This is a genomic window from Parendozoicomonas sp. 2304DJ65-17, assembly GCF_058148445.1.
In genome coordinates this window covers 122,192-140,544 of the sequence record NZ_JBYVJV010000001.1, presented here as the reverse complement: position 1 = coordinate 140,544, position 18,353 = coordinate 122,192, and the positions used below count along the sequence as shown (strand labels likewise).

The window sequence follows — 18,353 nt, the reverse complement described above, 5'->3', positions numbered from 1 at the left end:
CTTGGCTAATAAAGCTTTATCAATCGTTGTAATATTTAGAAAAGTGCTAGGTACTCTACGAGCTGTCGTGGTGGTATAAGCTAGTTCATTTCTCGGAAAAGTTGGAAGGAAAGCATCAGTCCATGGAACTGAAATCCACAAAGCAGGCATTGGGGCGTGTTGATTCCCGGTATTCCGAGCTTGATAACTGGTGCAGTGAGCGTTTGTCGGCAGAACTGGGGCGACACAAGCAGAGCGGGCTGAAAACCGTGTCGGGGGATGCCAGTTTTCGCCGGTACTTCCGCGCCCACACTGCTAATGACACCAGTTTTATTGCTGTGGATGCTCCACCGGAGCATGAAGATTGTGTGCCTTTTGTGTCTATTGCCAAAAGCTGGCGTGAGCAGGGTATTCGTACTCCGGCCGTTCATTCTGTGGATGTTGGTCGTGGTTACATGTTGCTCGAGGATTTTGGCGACAAATTGTTTTATTCCTGCCTTGAAGAATATCTGGTTGAAAAGCGTAGCGTAGAACGACTTTATGTTTCCGCTATGGAAGCACTACTGGCATTGCAGAAAACGGCAGTGCCCGACGATTACCCTTTGCCTCTTTATGATGAGAAGCGATTACGTAATGAGATGCAGTTGTTTCCGGAATGGTTTTTAAAACAGTTGCTGGAAATTGAGATTTCAGAAGATGAGAAGGACCTTCTGAACAACCTATTTACCCAAATCACCAACTCTGCTCTTGAACAACCTTCGGTGCCGGTGCACAGGGATTATCATTCCCGCAATATAATGATGCTCCCTGATGGTTTGGGACTGATTGATTTCCAGGACGCCGTGCTGGGGCCGGTTACCTATGATCCAGTTTCACTGCTGAGGGATTGTTACATCGACTGGCCTCAATCTCAGGTTTATAAATGGCTGGATCGTTTTGCTGAACGTTCGCCGCATCTTGAGAATGTTGATAACGAACAATTGCATCAGTGGTTTGACTTGATGGGGGCACAGAGGCACATCAAAGTACTGGGGATTTTTGTACGGCTGTGGTTGCGTGATGGTAAGAACGGTTATCTGAAAGATCTTCCTCGGGTCTATGCCTACTTCCGCTGGGTATGTGAACGTTATTCCGAGCTTGGTGATACTTCTCTCTGGTTAAAAGAGGAGATTGAACCAAGGCTGCAAAAACAAAGCTGGTGGCAAGATTACAAGCTGAAGAACTGATGAAGGATTTAACCAGGAACCTCCCCATGGATGTAGCCATGATTCTGGCAGCAGGTAAAGGTACACGGATGCGGCCTTTAACTTTGCATACTCCCAAACCACTTTTACCTGCTGCCGGTAAACCCCTGATTGAATGGCACATAGAAAAGTTGGTGGCAGCCGGTTTTAAAACCATTGTGATCAATCATTCCTGGCTGGGAGAACAGTTGGAAAATGTTATTGGCAATGGTGAGCGCTGGGGTATAAGAATTCTCTGGTCGCAAGAAGACGAGTTGTTGGAAACCGGTGGCGGTATTCATAAGGCATTGCCTCTCCTTGGTGAAAGACCTTTCTTGCTGGTAAATGGCGATGTTTTTACAGATATTGATTTCAACCGCCTGAGATTGCCGGATAATAGCCTCGCGCATTTGGTACTTGTGTCTAATCCTGACCATAATCCCGGCGGAGATTTTGCTCTGGCAAATAATATGGTCAGCGAGCAGGGTGAGAGCAAAGGAACCTTTGCTGGTGTCAGTGTTCTTACCCCGGATTTGTTTGATAACTGTCAGCCAGGTGTATTTCCTTTAGCTCCGTTGCTGAAGGAAAAGATGGCTGAAAACCAGGTAACTGGTGAATTTTACTCAGGTTATTGGCTTGATGTGGGAACACCTGAGCGTTTGCAAACTCTGGAAAAGGATCTTGCTGCCGGTTCTGTCTACGGCAAAACAAACGGTGATAGTGCGGGCAGCTCTGAGAGATAAATATTTATATGTGGTTCAGAACAGTTTTATTTGGCCTTTTGGGCATGATGTTTGGCGGCCCATTCGGCGCGATTATGGGGGCCTTGCTGGGTGCGTGGTTGGATAATCAAAACCAGCGTCCACGCATGGTTTATGGTCGCCAGCGCCAGAGCGAAACCCAGACAGCATTCTTTGAAGCCACTTTCCTAGTGATGGGAAAGCTGGCCAAGGCTGATGGTCGGGTAAAAGAAGAAGAAATTCAGCTTGCTACCGCGTTAATGAACGAGATGCGCCTCAGCCCTGAGCAGCGTCAGCAGGCTATTCATTTGTTTAATCAGGGAAAAAACGGTGCCCCGGTTGACGGTGTGTTAACCCGTTTCCGCCAGACTGCTGGTGGCAGCCTGATTCAAATGTTCTTGGAAATTCAGCTTCAGGCTGCGTTTGCTGATGGTGATATCAGTCAGGCCGAAATGGCCATTCTTCATGATGCCTGCCATTTGCTGGGTGTTAACAAGCTTGCCTTCGACTTGCTGTGCCAGCGTTTTCAGGCTCAGCGGGCATTTTATTCGCACCATGCCGGTCACGGTGGTCATCAAGGAAGCTGGCAGTCTGCACCCCGTAAAGATGAGTTGAAAGAAGCTTATGCGACTCTGGGGGTAAGTAGTGATGCCAGTGATCGTGATGTGAAACGTGCTTGGCGGAAACTGATGAGTGAACATCATCCGGATAAACTGGTATCGAAAGGCCTGCCAGAAGAAATGATGGAGGTGGCTAAGCGTAAGACTCAGGAAATTCAAGCCGCATACGACCTGATTCAGCAGCACCGTAAGCGGTCTTCATAAGAGTTCTTTGTCGCATAAATGGGGTTGATATGAACTGAAAGCATATCAGCCCAAAAACCTGGCCGTTAATAACGGTTGATGTTAATCCCGCGACTAGCTAGTCTGAATGCGTTTTGTACGTACATAATAATCAGCCTCAATAAAGCGTCCAGACCATGCAGACCAGCAGCAGAGAGTCCATTGAATTTTATGTTCGCCGTGGATTCTGGGGAGAAGAATCTCTCGAAAGCCTGTTCCGACGAACAGTTGCAATCCACCCAGGGCGCCTTGCTTTGGTTGATCCGCCTGACCGCGAAACCTTTACTGATCTCCCTCCCCGACAATTAACCTACAGCGATCTTTTTTCGGCTGTGCGGGATGTGAGTGCGCGATTACTGGCTGCAGGTTTACGCAAAGATCAGGTGGTTGTTACCCAGCTTCCTAATACAGTCGAAACAGTTGTTCTTTATCTGGCTGTTGCTCGCATTGGCGCATTATTGTGCCCAATGTCTGTTGATCAAAGTACAGCGAGTCTGGCAGAGGTCTCACTGCAGCTTGAGCCAGTGATGTATGTAAGCTGTCACTATCGCCATCGGGACTTGTTGAAGCAGGCCAGAACCTGGTTGCCGGAGTCTTGCCAATTTGCCAGTTTTTCCCCTTCAGAAGGGGATATTCTTAATCTGTCGCTGGATCTTCCTGCTACTGAAGATGAAATCAGGCATCTTGGGAAGATTATGGATACTGTTCCTGTGTCGCCCAATGAAGTGTTTACTCTGACCTGGAAGCGCCATACTGATAAGCACCCTGCGATTCCCAGAACTCATAACCAGTGGTTTGCTCTCGCCTCGTTTGTATATGAAGGGGCAGGGCTGCGTAATGGTGATTCTTTACTGTGCTCTTTCTCTCTTGCAGAAGTTTCGGGAATTGGTGCATTTCTCTATAACTGGCTGATGGCGGGCGCACGGATGGTGCTGAACCAGACCGGCGATCCTGAAATTATTAAATCCCAATTGGCGAAAAATCGGGTGACCTGTGCAGGTATTCCTCCTGAGCAATTGATATCGGTTCTGGAGCTGGTAGAAGGGATGCAGGAATCTTGTTCTCTTCGCACTGTTATTTCCGGCTTTTCTCCTATGGATGCAGATGTTGCCCAGAAAATTGCCAGCACTGGAAAGGTTGCGGTTCTGAATTGTTACAGCACCAGCGAAGGCGCAAGCCTGCTGGCAACACCGGCTGATCGCTGCGAACAGTGGGATGAGCACCTGTTTCCCCGGTTTGACGAAAAAATTGATGGCTGGAACAGTCGCATGTCTCGAATGGTTCGTACCAGACTTCTTGCTCCAGGGGCTGAACAGGAGATTACCGAACCTGGAAAACCAGGAGAGTTGTTTGTCAAAGGACCATCATTGTTTGATCGCTACTACCCTTGTGAATCGGAAGGGGAGTGTGAAGAGCCCAATTACAAAGATGGTTTCCAAAGAACTGGGGATTTGTTTGTGATTGATGAACAGAATCCACGTTTTTATAGATTCGTTGGGCGAGTCGAAGAACAGCTGGACTCCTGAAAATAAAAGGGCGTGAATGTGAGTTTTACGCCCTTTTATTGTTTGCTACTTCAGGTGAGTTTCAAGAGCCGGCCATACATTTTTAAACAGAGTCGGCTGAGCTTCTGCTGTTGGATGAATGCCGTCTGGTTGATTTAACTGTTCCTGCCCGGCAACGCCATCAAGAAAAAATGGCACTAGAACAACGTTAAATTCACTACTTAAATCTTTATAAATAGCGTTAAAGCGTTTGGTGTAGGCTGGCCCATAGTTGGGTGGCATTTGCATTTCAAAGAGCAGGGCAGGAGTATTCTTGTCGGCCAGCAACTGCAGCATGGCAGAAAAATTCTTGCGAATAGATTTCAGCGGTGTGCCCCGTAAACCATCATTTGCCCCCAGTTCCAGCAGTACTAAATCCGGCGAATGTTTTTCCAGTTCAGCAGGTAAGCGGCTTAAACCGCCTGATGTTGTTTCTCCGCTGATACTGACATTAACAACCTGCCAGTTTGGGTTGGTTTTCTGAAGTTGGTTTTTCAGTAGGGCAACCCAGCCTTTATCCAACTCAATGCCATAGGCAGCACTCAGGCTGTCGCCAAACATTAATACAATTTTTTTCGTGCGCTGGGAGTCGGCTTCAGGTTGAATGTTAGAACCAAGAACGCTTGGTACCCTCAGCAGGAGTACCGTGAACAGCAACAGAATGATAAAACGGTAATTTATGGCCCATCCTTTAGAAGCTAGCACCAATACGTCTCCCGATAATCAACAACAAACCGCCGTTGCGGCATCCGATCTCACCAAAACAGTTGTTGCCCGTAATGGTGAGCTGACTATCTTGTCTGGCCTGAATCTTCAGATCAAGTCGGGTGAGTCTGCAGCGATCGTTGGTGTCTCTGGTTCCGGAAAATCGACTTTGTTGGGCATTCTCGCTGGTTTGGACCAACCAAGCTCAGGCTCTGTGACTCTTGCTGATACTCGTATTGATCATCTGGATGAAGATGAAAGGGCGCGGGTACGGGGCGAACATGTTGGCTTTGTTTTCCAGTCTTTCCAGCTGCTTCCAAATTTAACGGCTCTTGAAAATGTGATGCTGCCTCTGGAGCTTGTGGGCAGGAAAGATGCCTTAAAGCGTGCGGATGATTTGCTGAAGAGAGTTGGGCTGGAGCAAAGAACAGATCATTACCCACGACAGTTGTCGGGCGGTGAGCAGCAGCGTGTAGCCATTGCCAGAGCGTTTGCCGGTGAGCCGGATATTTTATTTGCCGATGAGCCTACCGGTAACCTTGATGAAAATACCGGTGAAAAGATTATTGATCTGTTGTTTCAGGTAAATCGGGAAAATGGAACAACGCTGGTGCTGGTTACTCACGATTTGGGTCTGGCAAATCGATGCGATCGTGTTCTGCATCTTCACGGTGGTGTTCTTAAGGAGGCCGAATGAGCAGAGCGGCCTCTTTCAAAGCTACTTCTTTCAAAAGCAATGCATCACTTTCCTGGCGTTTTATGATGAGGGACTGGCGGGCCGGTGAACTCTGGTTGCTGGTGCTTTCTCTGATTATGGCTGTGTCTGTCAGTACGGCCATATCGTTATTTAGCGACAGATTGCAGCTGGCTCTTGGGCGTCAGGTAGCGGAAGTGCTGGGAGCGGATATGGTGATTCGCAGCCCAAGGCCTTTGCAGGAAAGTGTATCTGCTGGTGCCACTGAGCAGGGACTTGAGCTTTCAACAGTGTTGGAGTTTCCTTCTGTTGTTCTGGCTGGTGATGAGATGCAACTTGTTTCTGCCAAGGCAGTAGAGAATAACTATCCCTTGCGTGGGTATATGCGTGGGGCGCCACAACCCTTTGCAGAAGATGCACCCCTCGACGATACACCTGCACCCGGTGAAGCCTGGCTCGAGCCTCGCCTGTTTCCACTATTGGGCGTGAAGATTGGCGATGTTGTCACCCTCGGGGAAACCGAGTTGCAAATCACTCGTGCAATAACTCTGGAAACCGATCGAGGTGGCGACTTTTACAGCCTTTCTCCCCGGCTGATGTTCAATATGCAGGACCTTGAAGCGACAGGTGTTATCCAGCCAGGGAGTAGAGTTAACTGGAAAACCTTGCTGGCGGGTAATACGGGGCAGTTGAAAGGTTTTCAGGAATGGGCAAATGGAAAGCTGGATGCCAGTGAAAAGCTGGTTATGGCCGACGATAGCCGCCGTGACCTGAGAAATTCCGTTGTACGGTTAAAACAGTTTCTTGGCTTAGCTAGCATGGCTGCTATTTTGCTGGCCGGTATCGCTGTTGCCATGGCTAGCCGACGTTTTGCCGAAAGACGTTTTGATAACACCGCAATCATGCGTTGTTTTGGTGGCAGTCGTCGTCAGGTTTTAAATCTGCTGGTGGGTGAACTGATACTTGTAGCCTTTCTCGTTGCGATTCCCGGGGTGGCTCTTGGGTGGTTGTTGCAGGCAGGAATTGTGAGCCTTCTGCAAGGTGTTCTGCCGGCCTGGTTGCCACAGCCGGGTATCACTCCATTATTGGTGGGCGGTGCCACAGGCATTATCACCTTGCTGGGGTTTGGCTTGGCTCCTTTGCTGCGTTTGCAAAATGTTTCTCCTCTGAGGGTTTTGCGGCGAGAACTGGCTCCAGCTCCAGCTTCGTCATGGTTGGTTTATGCATTATCGCTTTCAGCGATGGTGTTGCTGCTTTGGTATCACACCGGACAGTTGATGATGACTGCCGGTCTGGTGATAACCGGCGCAGCCATTCTTGTATCGATTTCCCTAGGCGTGCAGTTGTTGTTGCTGCTTGTGGATAAAAGAACATCGGGTAAGCCGATGCCTCTTTACTGGCGGCTTGGGTTAAAAAGAATGGTTCAGCAGCGGAGCCATTCATCTGCACAGTTATTAGCGTTCTCGCTGACCTTTATGGCAATGGCGATTGTGCTGGTGTTGAGAACGGATCTTCTTGACCGCTGGCAGAAGGATCTTCCGGAAGATACCCCCAACTACTTTGCGCTGAATATCCAGCCGGAAGATGTGGATAATTATGAGCTGTTTCTGGAAAGCAGCGATATTGATGCCAGTGGGTTATATCCCATAGTTCGTGGTCGACTGGTTCAGATCAATGGTGTTGATGTACGACGGGCTGTATCTAAAGAGCAGCGCGGGCATAACTCCCTGAATCGTGAGCTCAACATGACCTGGTCGCCTGAACTGCCAGAAAGCAATACTCTGCTTGAAGGTGAATGGTGGCAGCCGGGCAGCTCCGATGGTTTATCTGTAGAAGAAGAAATCGCGGAACACCTTGGCATTGATATGGGTGACCAGCTGACGTTTATGGTGTCCGGTAGAAAGGTTACCGAAACGGTTACCAGTATCCGTAAAGTGCAGTGGGAATCTTTTCAGCCAAATTTCTATATGATTTTCCCGAAGGGCGCCCTTAAAGATCTGCCGGCATCCTGGTTAAACAGTTTCTATCTGGAAGATGAAGATAAAGTTCAGCTAAATCAGTTGATTACTCAGTTTCCAACATTGACGCTTCTGGATCTGGATTCTGTGATTGGGCAGGTGCGTAACATGCTTGAGCAGTCCATTGTTGCAGTTGAGGCCATGTTGGCGGCTCTGCTGCTGGCAGGTTTGCTGGTTATGGCATCTGTTATTGAATCCAGTATTGACCATCGCTTGCAGGAAGGCGCCTTGATCCGCTCATTGGGCGGCAGCCGTCGTCAGCTTGTATTTATGCAGGCTGGTGAGTTTATTATTCTTGGGGCTGTATCTGGGCTGGTTGCTGCAGCGGGAACTGAGTTGTGTAGCTACTGGCTGAACACTCGAGTGTTTGAGTTAAGCTGGGAGCCTGTATGGTGGTTATGGGGTGCTTTACCTCTGCTAGGAGCCGTGGTGATTGGTTTCTCTGGTTGGCTGGGTGTTCGGCGCGTTGTACGACAGTCGCCTTCAAATGTTTTGAAGGGGTTGTGAGCAAAATTGATCTTGATCAAAAAATAAACACGTAAAATAATGCCTGATGTATTCAGGGGTAGGATGGTTATCCACAGGTATTCCAGTGACTTGATCAGGATATCTGTGGACAACAATATTAACGGGACAATTTTACTCTGTAAGGGGGCAGATTTATGTTGGCTAATGTCTCCAAAGAGCAGGCACGTATTATTCGTGCGGATGATCTTGGCGGAGTCGATCTGTTAAAAGCCAGCTACCGTACCCAGACGTTTTCCCGACACGTCCACGAAGGTTATTGCATCGGCGTTATAGCCGCAGGCGCTCAACAGTTCTACCGAACCGGGGGTAATCATGTTGCTCCTGTTGGCAGTATTATTCTGGTGAACGCTGATGAAGTGCATACCGGGCATGCTGCCAGTGAGGGCGGCTGGTCTTATCGGGCTATTTATCCCCATGTGGATGTTTTTGAGCGAGAAGAGAGCGCTTTAGCTGCTCCCTGGTTTCGTGAAGCGGTTGTTCATGACCCTGATACCGCAAGAAAGCTTTCTCACTTGTTTGATGTTGTTGAACATTCCAGTAATAGTCTTGAGCGGGAAACCGTCTGGCTGGAAACTCTTCGTCAATTAACGCTCCGGTATAGCCGTGGGCGTGCTAATCACTTACTTGAACTCGACTGTCCCAGAGCTGTGAGTTTTTGCCGGGACTATATTGCCGATCATTATCAGCAGAATATCTCTCTTACAGAGTTGGCAAAACTTGTTGGGCTGAATACTTCCTACCTGACCCGGCTGTTTAGAAAGCATATGGGAATGCCTCCTCATAGTTGGCAAATTCAGGTGCGAATACACAGAGCGAAGGATTTAATCAGGCAAGGGTTGCCTCTGGTTCAAGTCGCCGCAGCTACAGGCTTTAATGACCAAAGCCACCTTACCCGCCATTTTCGAAAGTCACTGGGAATTACGCCCGGTGTTTACGGACGCGATTAGTTCCTACAAGCAAATTCGACAAAAAGTCAGTTTTGTACAAAACAGGTAGGCTGCAATTCGTTAAGCTGCAGCAACTCTCGAATAAATAGAAATTTCTAAAAGATGTCGGAAACAGAAAACCCTTCCAGATTAGTATTTCAGGGAGCGCGGGATACCCTTCCTCTTATTCTCGCAGCCATACCTTTTGGCATTCTTTACGGTGTACTGGCGAAAGCTGGTGGACTGTCGTTTGGCGCGACACTGGCCATGTCTTTGCTGGTGTATGCAGGCTCTGCACAATTTATTGCGGTTTCCATGATGGCGACTGGTGTCGGATGGCCTGCCATTCTGTTGACCACCTTTTTCGTTAACCTCAGACACATGCTCTACGCCGCAACATTAGTACCTCATGTACGTTCGATGTCGTCTTTTTTACAAGCTCGAATGGCTTTCTGGCTGACGGATGAAACATTTGCTGTGGTGATTAACTGGTTGAGAGAACATCGCAACGAGTCGGGGCTGCAATGGTATTACCTCGGCTCCGGGGCGTTGATGTATGGCAACTGGGCATTGTGCACTGTGATTGGTTATGCCCTTGGAACATCTTTGCCGGGTATGGAAGGCTGGGGGCTGGAGGTGGCCATGATTGTCGCCTTTGTGGGTATTGTTGCTCCGGCACTGACCAACTCGGCTATGTGGATAACAGCAGGTGTGGCATCTCTTGGTGGCGTTTTGACCTGGGGCTGGCCAAATCAAAGTGGGCTTATGATTTCTGCACTAATAGCTGTAGCAACAGGTGTTGCTGTGGAAAAGTTATCTAAGAAAAGAGGAAGCGTGAAATGAATGAGTGGATTGTCATTGTTTTCATGGCGCTGATTACCTTTTCTATTCGTTATGTGTTGATAGCGACTTCTGGCCGCTGGCGTTTGCCTCCAATGATGGAAACATCTTTGAAATATGTTCCTGTTGCCGTGCTCAGTGTAATTGTTGTGCAAACCATTATGGTGAAGAACAGTGTCGATGATTCGGAATTGGACTGGGCTGTAAATTATGGTTTCCTGATTTCAGCTGTTGTGGCATTTGTTGTGGCGCGTGTCAGTAAAAGCCTGATGATCACGGTTATGGCCGGGTTGCTCTGTTATGGTGGTTATCGCTATCTTCTGGGATAAGTTCGTTCATACGATAAATACAAATTAACTACATGAACCATCTCAGGCTGATAGTTGTTTCCCTCATAGCATTTCTCTCTGGTTGTGGAGGCTTTTGGACAGAGCGGTATAGCTGTGAGTTTCCTGATGGTTCAACCACGATTTTTTCCTTCAGTGAACTTGAGAGCAGTATCACTTTGGGTGGAATAAGTTTTCATGGTAATGAATCCTGGACACGGCGCGTAAATATTACCGATGAGATCGTGTCTCTCGATTATGCTCAGGGGTTGGCAACCAGAACTCCTGAGGGAGAGCGGGTAGCCTTCAAAGATCTTTATCAATATCGTTTTCATAGAGCCGACAAAACCCTCGCTACTGAAATCAAACTGGATAGTATTCAATCAGGCCCTGAGGGCTGGTCTCACCCGGTAAGATCAAGTAAAGGCAATTGCCAGCCGATGGGAGATTTCGCTTACTGGAAATTATTTTTCACGGCGCTACTGAACGAATAACAAAGAAATCTTTGCTTAACTGTTAATTATTCAGGACGAATGATAACAGTTGCCATGATTGGAAAGATTCGCAGTCAGTTTTCTCATAAGCCATCCCCCACCCCGCCCAGCTCTCCAATGGAGGCACGTAAAACGCTTAAGCAGCTTCCGGAGCCTGATGGCTTCTTGCTTATGGAAGGGAAAAGCCTTGGGGAGCGAAAACTTTCTAAGTTAGATAGGTTTGTGGCATTTCTGGATCGATACTTTCTTAAGCCATTAAATCTACTTCAGGGAACAGTTCAGGCCATAACTGCTAACCGTGTTATCCATGCCAGCGAAACGACAAAGGCAGAGGCTCAGAAATTCTGGTCCATGATGTCAGATCAAAATAAAGCGTATGTTCTTATTTTTCCAAACCCCGCCGGTGCTTTAACGGGGTGTCAGCATGCTGCAGTTGTTATGGGAGGTGGCGGTCAGGATATTACTGACAAAACAGCGTATGCCTCCTGGGCTTTTGAGGAGGACCAGCAAAAGCTGTCAGGCTTTTTGGCTGGACAACGCAAAACTTCATTTGAAGAAGATTTTGCCCTTCATGGCAAGCCTGAGGTCGTAGAACTGTCAGGGCTTTCCTGCAAAACCATGCAGAGAAAATGGCACTGGATTCAAAAGAATCATCGGTTTTACAAACTGATCGGGTTTAATTGTGCCAATGTTGTTCATAGATTGGTGCGTCATGGGTTGGCACTGGAAGGGCGCAGTATCGCAGGTCTTTCTATTCCTAAGGGCTATTGGACTCCCCATGATTTAAAAGCCTGGACGGAGAGTGTGGCGCGGGCTCAGGAGCAGGGAAGGTTGTAAAGCGTGGCTGTAGTCTGGGCAAGTGGTTATAATCCCGTTTTTCCACGCTCGCGACTGCCTACAGAGAATCCATGAAAGACTTTCAGATTGCTCCCAGTATCCTGTCTGCCGATTTTGCACGGCTTGGGGAAGATGCACAGGCTGTGCTGGATGCCGGAGCCGATATTATCCATTTCGATGTGATGGACAATCATTATGTTCCCAACCTGACTTTTGGCCCTATGGTCTGCAAGGCACTGCGGGATTACGGCATTACTGCGCCTATCGATGTACATCTGATGGTGACTCCGGTTGACAGGATGATCGAAGAGTTCCTGAAGGCGGGCGCCAGTTATATTACTTTCCATGCTGAAGCGTCTGATCATATTGATCGCAGCCTGCAGATGATCCGTGATGGTGGTGCGAAAGCCGGTCTGGTGTTGAACCCGGCAACGACTCCGGATTGTCTGGAGTATGTGATGGATCGTCTGGATATGGTTCTTCTGATGTCTGTGAACCCCGGTTTTGGCGGCCAGAAGTTTATTCCTTCCACCCTCGCTAAAGCTCGTAAAGTGCGCAAGATGATTGATGACAGTGGCCTGGATATTCGTCTGGAAATCGATGGCGGTGTTGGTGTTGGCAATATCCGCGAGATCGCTGATGCCGGTGTGGATACTTTTGTTGCCGGCTCTGCTATTTACAAAGCTGATGATTATGCAACTGTTATTAAGCAGATGCGGGCAGAACTTGCCAAGTAAGCATTACATTCAATTCTCTCTTTTCTGACTCTCGGAGGCAGGGATGCTGATTCGCCAGATGTTTGCCGGCCAAAAGCCGCAATTGGTGATGTTTGATCTCGATGGTACGTTGGTGGATAGCGTGCCGGATATCGCCATAGCTACAGACCAGATGCTTGAGGCCCTTGGTAAACCGCCTGCCGGTGTTGGTAAAACCCGCCTCTGGATTGGTAATGGCGTTGCAGTTTTAGTTCAGCGAGCTCTGCGAGATGCTGGTCTTGAAGACTGGGCTGATGATACTTCCTCCGATGGGTTCCAAAAGGCCAAGGCTCTTTTTGACGAAGCCTACGACGAGAGCTGTGGTCAGTTCAGCACGGTTTATGATGGTGTGTATGCGTTCCTGAATGCCATGAATCGCGCTGGCGTTGCTATGGCGGTGATTACCAATAAGAGTGAACGTTTTACCGGGGCTCTGCTTGAACAGCGCGGCCTGGCAGATTATTTCTCAGTGGTAATTTCCGGAGATTCCCTGCCAGAGAGAAAGCCTGATCCTGCCCCGCTTCTACACGTTCTGTCCCGCTTTGATGTTCCTGCCGAACAAGCTCTGATGATAGGTGACTCTCGCCATGATATTGCTGCGGCTAAAGCTGCCGGGGTGAAATGTGTGGCTGTGCCTTATGGTTATAACCATGGGGAGCCGGTTGAGGAGTTTGCTCCTGATGTGGTTGTAGAAAATCTTAAAGAACTTATTTCAGTCGAAATTTGGCCTCTCTAATTAAAATTACAGAAATTTAATTTTTCCAAGTGGTACCATTGTGCCACTTGTTCTTTGTGTGTATAACTCTTGGTATCACTGGGTTCTCTTGAAACTGGTGTGGCGATATTAGAGATGAGCTGTGTCACAAAAGGTTGATCGTTTTTTAACCTTCTGTTGATATTTTTGTCATCTCAATAGACTATCGTGATCGTATACGGAGTCGTAAAGGTTCAAGGTAGAACCAGACAACAATAAAAAACATTACTCCAGGTACGTCTTTTCATGACTTTAAGAGTTAAGGGCTTTTCTGTTCCCTGGCAGTACTCGTACATCCACAAAACTGAAGTTCATCCCCAAGGGAGGACAGGTTTATGAGTGCTGTAAAAACATTCTTCACCGGCAAATGGCATGGTGGAGATGGTAACGACTACAAAGATCTCACCCATCTGCACGCCCAGCTTTACGGATATGGCGGCCATGACACCCTGATTGGGCGTGGTATTGGAGCTAAAATCTGGGGCGGTACCGGCAACGACACCATGAAAGCCTATGCGGCCGACGCTCGTATTTATGGCGAAGATGGTAATGACTACGGTCGAGCCTATGGTGCCAATGCGGAACTGTGGGGCGGCAACGGTAACGATAACCTTGCCGGCTATGGTTTGCGTGCCCGTGTTGATGGTGGCAGTGGTAACGATACCCTCACTGGTGGTGGCGCCTACGCCAACGTAACCGGTGGTAGCGGTAACGACACCATTAATGCTGCGGGACTATATGCCAAGGTTGATGGTGGTTCTGGTAACGATACCATCAAAGCCATTGCCGGCTACGCCAATATCAAGGATTACAGTGGTCACAACACGGTCACCAGTGTGGCAGGTGGCAACAATATTCAACTGGGTGGTGGTAACGACCGGGTTGATGTTGTTGGTGGCGGTAATGTTATTGGTGCTGGCTGGGGCAACAACAATATTGATGCAGCCGGTGGAGCCAACGTTGTTCAGGCTGCAGACGGTAATAACAGTGTTGATCTGTTAGGTCTCGCCAATGTGGCTCTGGTTGGCCATGGTGACAACACCATCAATGCGCTGGGTGGTGCCAACGTTGTTATGGCCGGTCATGGTGATAACAACGTCAACGTTGCTGGTGGTGGTAATGCCGTCACCTTGGGCAATGGCCATAACAATGTGAATGCGGCCGGCGGTGTGAATATTGTACTGGCCGGTAATGGCAACAACGATGTGAATGTTGCTGGTGGCGGAAACTTTGTTGCGACTGGCAGCGGCTCTGATGCCATCAATGCAGCTGGCCTTGGAAATATCATCATTGCCGGCAATGGTGATAACACCATTAATGCCCTGGCGGGTGGAAACTTCGTACAGGCAGGGTCAGGAAATGATTCTATTGCTGTAGCAGGTGGCGTGAACGCTGTGATCGCCGGTGACGGTGATAACCAGGTATTTGCTCTGGGCGGTGGTAATGCCGTTTGGGGTGGCAATGGTAATGATGAAGTGATGGCAGCCGGTGGTGGCAATATCTTCCTGGCGGGAGATGGTGATAACACCTTCTTTGCTGCCGGTGCCGGAAACTTGATGGTGTCTGCCGGAGGCGATGACTTTGTGGCTGTAGCCGGTGGAGCCAACATTATTGCGGCCGGTGGCGGTGATAACCTGGTTGCAGCCGCAGGGGCGGGTAACCTTGTCCAGACTGGCAGTGGTGATGACTTTATTGCTGCGGCTGGTGCTGTAAACGCCATTATTGCTGGCGATGGTGATAACACCACGGCTGCGTTTGGCCAAGGCAACCTGCAGTACGCTGGCGCGGGTAATGACACCATGGTAGCGGCTGGACAGGTCAACCTGCAGCTGGCTGGTGACGGTGATAACTCACTGCTCGCTTTGGGTCAGGGTAACCTGCAGCTGGCAGGTAGTGGCAACGACTTTGCTATTGCCATGGGGCAGGCCAATATCGTTTCTACCGCAGATGGTCGCGATAATGTGATCGCTGGTGGTCAGGCCAATATTGTTCATACTGGTGGTGGCAATGACACTGGCCTTGTTGCAGGTCAGGTTAACGTAGTTAACACCGGTTATGGTGATGACTCTTTCGTGATTGGTGGTCAGGCCAATATCCTGATGACCGAAGCTGGTGATGATACGGCGCTGGTTGGCGGTCAGTACAATCTGGCACTTACCGGTTCCGGTGATGACAAGATTGCCGTTATTGGCCAGCACAATGTAACAGCAGCTGGTTCCGGTTCCGACATCATCTTCTCTGTGGGTGAGAACAATATTGTTCTGGCCGACAATGATTTCACCATTGATGCTTTGGATCTGCCTCTGTTCGGCCAGTATGGTGCCAGCGGTTCTGTCACTGTAACGGCAGCAGGTGCGGTTACAGCTTCCGGCAGTATTGATGGTGTTGGTGGTGGCAACAGTACTCTGGTGCAGGGTAGTTCCGGCGAGGGCTTTGCCCAGACTCTGGCAGAAAGTATTGGTCTGACTCTCAGTGGCTCTCTGGGTGTTGATTTGCACGGTGAGATGGCTGCAGTTCTGCCTGAGTTGGAGTTCTCCAATCCGGATGTTCCTGACTGGAGCTTCAATACCCTGACTCTGCCGCAGTTCAACCATAACCTGCCATCCATTCCCGCGATGAAGGGAACGGATGTGAACTATCAGTACGGCACACTTGCAAGCTATGGGCTGCCAAGCATTGCACTGCCGACCCTGAGCTCTCCTGAGCTACAACTGCCGGGCATTACTGTACCGTCGCTGACTGTGCCGAAGTTCTCTGATGCACACCTGCAGTTCAACAATGTCTCTGCTGATATTGATTACAGCTTCAGCTTGGGGCTGGGTTCTACCAGTGGTGCGCCTGACCTGGGTGATACTTTCAAGAGCTTCTTTGACAGTGAGACGTCTACTACAGAAGCCCTGTCTAACTTTGGTGCTGGCGGACTGGCTTCAATTCTGGATGCGCTGGACCTGAATGTATTCCAGAACGGAAGCTTCAATATCAGTGCAGATGGCGTTACTGATGAGCACACCACCGGTGTGAATCTGACAGTGGCTAAGCCATCCATTGATTACAGTGTGTTTGAAGCTCCGCAGGAACCAACTGACCCAGGTACGGAGAATGGCCCAGTTCAGGCCCAGGCTGGTACGACTACGACTCTTGATCTGCCGTCGTTTACTTTGCCAGAGCTGACAGTTCCTGCTTTTCATATCAACAGCTTTGATCTGTCTGGTTTCTCTTCCAAGCTGGGTGAGAAGATCAGTGGTCGGGAGTTCTTTGGTCATCAGGTACCAGATTTCACCATTCCTGATTTGTCTACGCCAGAGTTTGATCCTGCGAACTATGCAAGCTCTGAAGAGCTGACTCTGCCTCCCCAGAGCATTGATATTCCCGATGTGGAAATTCCTAATGTTGCCGGTATCGACTGGTCAACCCGTCTGCCAGATCTTGGTCACAGCTTTGACCTGTTGCAGAACAATGGTGATCTGGTGCTGGCGGCTGGTCGCTTCAATGGCGTGTTCACCGGTGGCGGTGATGATGGTGCGATTGTAATCGGTCAGGAAAACCATCTGGGTATGGATGGCGGTGATGATATCGGTATCACCATTGGTCAGAGCAACGTGCTGCGCACTGGCGAAGGCAACGACGTTGGGTTTGCTGCTGGTGAGACCAACTACCTGTTGGGTAACGAAGGTAACGATGTTCTGGTTGCCGTAGGTGCAACGAACCATGTACGTGGTGGCGCCGGCGATGATGTGGCTCTGGCTATCGGTAACGAAAATAACCTGACCGGTGCTGAAGGTAATGATGTTCTGGTTGCCGCTGGTAATAAGAACAACCTGGATGCTGGTCTGGACTCTGCGGGTAATGACACCCTGATTGCTTTGGGTGTCAGCAACAACCTTATCGGTGGTGCTGGCCACGACATGATGCTGGGCATTGGTGCGACCAATAACTTCAACGCCGGTTCCGGTGACGACTGGCTGGTAGCTGTTGGTGCTTCCAACACACTGGACGCTGGTGCTGATAACGATGTTGCTATTGCCGTTGGTGCTGTGAATAACATCACCGGTGGCAGTGGTCATGACGGCCTCTATGCTGCCGGTCTGGGTAACACGGTATCGGGTGGCGAAGGTAATGACCTTGTGGCCGGTGCTGGTGTGGCCAATATCTTCACCCTGGGTGCTGGTAATGATATCGGTATCGCTCTAGGCGTAGGTAACAGCTTCAAAGGTGAAGCCGGTAACGACTTTATCATCAACGTTGGTCTGGGAGCAGAGGTTGAAGGTGGCGAAGGTAATGACCTGCTGTTCAACTTTGGCCTGACTGGCAGCAACGATGGTGGTGCTGGTGACGATATCTTTATCGGTTTTGGCTGGGGCGCACTGGATCTGGTATCCAGCTCGGGTCTGAATGATGACCTGTTCCTGCTGACATCCGGTTTGAACACCGTGCTGGCAGAGAATGGTGAAAGCCATATCGAAAATATCGCTAACCTGATCAACTTCGATGGCACGCTCAGCTACACCGGTGGTTTGGGTAACGATACTTTTGTGGCGGGCTTTGGCACCTCCTCTGCTGATGGTGGTGAAGGTAACGATACCTACTCCTACTACTTGGACAGCGGTGTGTTCTCCATTAACGATACCTCTGGTACGGATACTCTGAACCTGAATATCGGCAGCAACTTTGATTTCGCTCTTAATGTCGACAATCTGGTGTTGAATACTTCAGGTGACAGCAGTGAGCTGGATATTGTAGTGGGTGGTCAGTCCTACGGTCAGGTGAATCTCAGTGGCTTTGGTGCTGAGGATCTGATTGTGGCGGGTGATCTGAGTATTGGCTTCAGTGAACTGCAATCCTACTGGAGTGATCAGTCGGTTAACGACTTCAACGCTTACGAGTTCGATTGGTCAGAAGCCCTTGAGAATGGTGTTCGTGAAACCCTGGCAACTATTGATGAGGGCAGTGTCACGCTGGATGACCAGCTGCTGGCTGCACTTAACGACAATGGCCTGACCGGTGTGTCTGATGCACTCTACGATGCCTTTACCCAGAGTAGTGAACAGCTGACTGCAGCTGTCGCTTAATATGGTGTAAGGCATAAACCGAATATATGGCCGATATGCGTTGGAAAAATGGGTATCGGTCATATTTTCAAAACAATAA

General features: G+C 49.3%; 15 protein-coding genes. 14 read left to right on the top strand and 1 reads right to left on the bottom strand.

The window, feature by feature from the left end:
- Positions 1 to 122 precede the first annotated feature (122 nt).
- The 4 genes from ACY2RR_RS00655 to ACY2RR_RS00640 all read left to right on the top strand — a co-directional run bounded on the left by ACY2RR_RS00655 (position 123) and on the right by ACY2RR_RS00640 (position 4,310).
- A complete protein-coding gene (locus ACY2RR_RS00655) occupies positions 123 to 1,205 on the top strand; it encodes an aminoglycoside phosphotransferase family protein (protein ID WP_490106197.1) in 1,083 nt (360 codons plus the stop codon).
- Between the two features lie 26 nt (positions 1,206 to 1,231).
- Positions 1,232 to 1,945, top strand: a complete 714-nt coding sequence (murU, locus tag ACY2RR_RS00650) for an N-acetylmuramate alpha-1-phosphate uridylyltransferase MurU (RefSeq protein ID WP_490106196.1) — start codon at positions 1,232 to 1,234, stop codon at positions 1,943 to 1,945.
- Between the two features lie 8 nt (positions 1,946 to 1,953).
- Complete coding sequence (gene djlA / locus ACY2RR_RS00645; protein ID WP_490106195.1) at positions 1,954 to 2,766, top strand: co-chaperone DjlA; 813 nt, start codon at positions 1,954 to 1,956, stop codon at positions 2,764 to 2,766.
- Between the two features lie 155 nt (positions 2,767 to 2,921).
- Positions 2,922 to 4,310 (top strand): AMP-binding protein, encoded by a 1,389-nt coding sequence (locus tag ACY2RR_RS00640; RefSeq protein WP_490106194.1) that lies wholly within the window; start codon positions 2,922 to 2,924, stop codon positions 4,308 to 4,310.
- Between the two features lie 45 nt (positions 4,311 to 4,355).
- Here ACY2RR_RS00640 and ACY2RR_RS00635 read toward each other — a convergent pair whose 3' ends face one another.
- Positions 4,356 to 5,033, bottom strand: a complete 678-nt coding sequence (locus ACY2RR_RS00635; protein ID WP_490106193.1) for an arylesterase — start codon at positions 5,031 to 5,033, stop codon at positions 4,356 to 4,358.
- Here ACY2RR_RS00635 and ACY2RR_RS00630 point away from each other — a divergent pair.
- From ACY2RR_RS00630 to ACY2RR_RS00585, 10 genes are all read left to right on the top strand, one after another.
- A complete protein-coding gene (locus tag ACY2RR_RS00630) occupies positions 5,008 to 5,730 on the top strand; it encodes an ABC transporter ATP-binding protein (RefSeq protein ID WP_490106192.1) in 723 nt (240 codons plus the stop codon). The two genes, ACY2RR_RS00635 and ACY2RR_RS00630, sit on opposite strands and share 26 nt — an antisense overlap.
- Positions 5,727 to 8,252 carry an ABC transporter permease gene (locus ACY2RR_RS00625; RefSeq protein ID WP_490106191.1) on the top strand — a complete coding sequence of 842 codons (2,526 nt, stop codon included), beginning with the start codon at positions 5,727 to 5,729 and terminating at the stop codon, positions 8,250 to 8,252. The genes ACY2RR_RS00630 and ACY2RR_RS00625 overlap by 4 nt, the downstream gene beginning before the upstream one ends.
- Before the next feature lie 155 nt (positions 8,253 to 8,407).
- Positions 8,408 to 9,220, top strand: a complete 813-nt coding sequence (locus ACY2RR_RS00620) for a helix-turn-helix transcriptional regulator (RefSeq protein WP_490106190.1) — start codon at positions 8,408 to 8,410, stop codon at positions 9,218 to 9,220.
- 102 nt (positions 9,221 to 9,322) lie between these two features.
- A complete protein-coding gene (locus ACY2RR_RS00615) occupies positions 9,323 to 10,042 on the top strand; it encodes an AzlC family ABC transporter permease (protein WP_490106189.1) in 720 nt (239 codons plus the stop codon).
- The gene (locus tag ACY2RR_RS00610; protein ID WP_490106188.1) at positions 10,039 to 10,368 is read left to right on the top strand and encodes an AzlD domain-containing protein; all 330 of its coding nucleotides are present in this window, start codon (positions 10,039 to 10,041) and stop codon (positions 10,366 to 10,368) included. The genes ACY2RR_RS00615 and ACY2RR_RS00610 overlap by 4 nt, the downstream gene beginning before the upstream one ends.
- Before the next feature lie 32 nt (positions 10,369 to 10,400).
- Positions 10,401 to 10,859 carry a hypothetical protein gene (locus ACY2RR_RS00605; RefSeq protein ID WP_490106187.1) on the top strand — a complete coding sequence of 153 codons (459 nt, stop codon included), beginning with the start codon at positions 10,401 to 10,403 and terminating at the stop codon, positions 10,857 to 10,859.
- Positions 10,860 to 10,898: 39 nt separating this feature from the next.
- On the top strand, positions 10,899 to 11,696 hold the full coding sequence (locus ACY2RR_RS00600; protein WP_490106186.1) for a hypothetical protein: 798 nt from the start codon (positions 10,899 to 10,901) through the stop codon (positions 11,694 to 11,696).
- Between the two features lie 71 nt (positions 11,697 to 11,767).
- Entirely contained in the window at positions 11,768 to 12,433 is a 666-nt protein-coding gene (rpe, locus tag ACY2RR_RS00595; RefSeq protein ID WP_490106185.1) for a ribulose-phosphate 3-epimerase, read from the top strand.
- 43 nt (positions 12,434 to 12,476) lie between these two features.
- A complete protein-coding gene (locus ACY2RR_RS00590; RefSeq protein ID WP_490106184.1) occupies positions 12,477 to 13,187 on the top strand; it encodes a phosphoglycolate phosphatase in 711 nt (236 codons plus the stop codon).
- 353 nt (positions 13,188 to 13,540) lie between these two features.
- Positions 13,541 to 18,274, top strand: a complete 4,734-nt coding sequence (locus tag ACY2RR_RS00585) for a beta strand repeat-containing protein (RefSeq protein WP_490106183.1) — start codon at positions 13,541 to 13,543, stop codon at positions 18,272 to 18,274.
- Positions 18,275 to 18,353 lie beyond the last annotated feature (79 nt).